The 2,059-nt window shown below is 37.7% G+C and carries 1 protein-coding gene and 1 tRNA gene; both read right to left on the bottom strand.

Features of this window, described 5'->3' with window-relative positions; all coding sequences use genetic code 11:
* Positions 1 to 102: 102 nt before the first annotated feature.
* Positions 103 to 174 (bottom strand) — tRNA-Glu (locus ACLNCN_RS04465).
* A 53-nt stretch (positions 175 to 227) separates the two neighbouring features.
* Entirely contained in the window at positions 228 to 1,592 is a 1,365-nt protein-coding gene (gene rlmD, locus ACLNCN_RS04460) for a 23S rRNA (uracil(1939)-C(5))-methyltransferase RlmD (protein WP_084926162.1), read from the bottom strand.
* Between the last annotated feature and the right edge of the window lie 467 nt (positions 1,593 to 2,059).

Raw genomic sequence — 2,059 nt, 5'->3', positions numbered from 1 at the left:
GCTTTAACTATATTAGTATATCACAGCCGCTTTCGCTTGTCAACACTTTTTTGAAACTTTTTTGAACTTTTTTCATCAAGTGCTTCCATCCGCAACATACCATAGTCCGTACGGGATTCGAACCCGTGTTACCGCCGTGAAAAGGCGGTGTCTTAACCCCTTGACCAACGGACCTGAGCTGTTATTTTCAACTCTTACCATTATACCGACTTTTTAAACTTTGTCAACTACTTTTTTGAAACTTTTTTAATTAATTTTACCACTGCTTCAGTTCGAGCGGTGTGTGGAAACATGTCAACAGACTGTATATAATGGACATCGTAGACTTCTACCAAACGCACCAAATCCCTTGCCAAGGTCGAAACATTGCAAGAAATATAGACCATTTTTTCTGGTACATAGGTAAGAATAGTATCTAATAACTTATCATCCAGACCTGTGCGTGGTGGATCCACAATCAGAGCATCTGCTCGGTAGCCTTCCTTATACCAGCGAGGAATAATCTCTTCTGCCGTTCCAGCTTCATAATGTGTGTTGTCAAATCCCATTCTTTTAGCATTTCGCTTGGCATCTTCAATGGCTTCTGGAATAATATCCATACCTCTAAGTGTTTTAACTTTCTTTGCGAAGGCAAATCCAATCGTTCCAACTCCACAATAAGCGTCAATCAAATGGTCTTCTTTATCAACATCCAGCGCTTTTACCGCCTCGCTATAGAGGACTTCTGTTTGTTCAGGATTTAGTTGATAGAATGCTCGAGGAGATAGTGAAAATTCATAATCAAGAACACCTTCTTGAATACTCTCTTGTCCCCAGATAATCTCTGTCTTTTCACCATAAATCTCACTGGTTTTAGCTGTATTTGTATTCACAGCTACTGTCACAACTTCTGGAAAATCTTTAACCAAGTCTTTTACTAGTTGGGTTAAATTAAGCTGGCGATTTGTAACAATAATAATCTGAACCTGTCCAGTCTTTCTAGCTCGTCGAACCATTATAGTTCTAACACCTAGAGTTTTTCTCTCATCCGTGATTGGAATCTGGTGATAAGTAAGTAATTCTGCTAGACGATTAGCAATCACTTGAGTTTCCTTGTCTTGTACCAGGCACTCTTTCAACTCTACTAAGTAATGAGAGTTTTGTGCATATAAGCCCGCCTTGACCTGATTTTTAAATTTTCGAGTCTGAAATTGTAACTTGGCACGATAGTACTTGGGTTCCTGCATTCCAATAGTTGGACGAATTTCATAGTTTTCATATCCTACAGGAGCAAATTTTTTCAGTGCTTGATGAAGTAAGTCCGTCTTGAACTCTAGCTGCTTATCATAATGGAGGTGCATGATTTGGCAGCCTCCGCACTCATTGTAAATAGTACAAGCTGGCACAACTCGGAATTTAGACTTCTTGTTGACCTTCAGTAATTTTGCCTCAATAAAGTTACGTTTAATAGAAGTAATCTGACAATAGATATCTTCTCCTTTGAGAGCACCAGGCACAAAGACTAATGTTTTTTGATAAAAGCCGATTCCCTCACCATTAATTCCCATGCGCTTGATTTTTAATGGTATTTTTTGTTTCACTTTCAGATTCATACCCCTATCTTATCACATTTTGAGTTATTCCGCTACCGCTTGATTTTTATATTTCATTAGTAAGTAAAGGCCTTGATATTCCTGATTTTCTTTAAAATCATATTTCCTTATATTTTCTTTAAATTCTTTAAAAGTTCCTAAAAATGTTCACAAAAAAAGCCCCACAAAGGAGCCACTATACTATATGATGAGTTCAGCAGGCAAGAAACTAGCACGGTCAAACGTGCTTTTTTTATTACCTGGTACTATTATACCATGTCTTCCGTTTTTTAGCGCCTGCGGATAAAAGCAAGTAAAAAAACGACTCTAATTCAACACGGTTTATAGCGATTTATAGCAGTCTGTTCCTGCTAGTCAATTTGCTTTTCTAGTAAAAATGGTGTACACTTAAATTATCAAAGGAATTGATTTGGCACCCTAAAATCTCAATGAGATTGGCGCCTAAGTCAGTTCTTTTTTTGCGTGTC

The organism is Streptococcus sp. CL8.13 (assembly GCF_049737895.1).
This window is presented reverse-complemented; position numbering and strand designations above follow the sequence as displayed.

Coding starts and splice junctions, on each gene's coding strand:
- rlmD (WP_084926162.1), bottom strand. CDS start 1,592: ATGAATCTGAAAGTGAAACAAAAAATACCATTAAAAATCAAGCGCATG.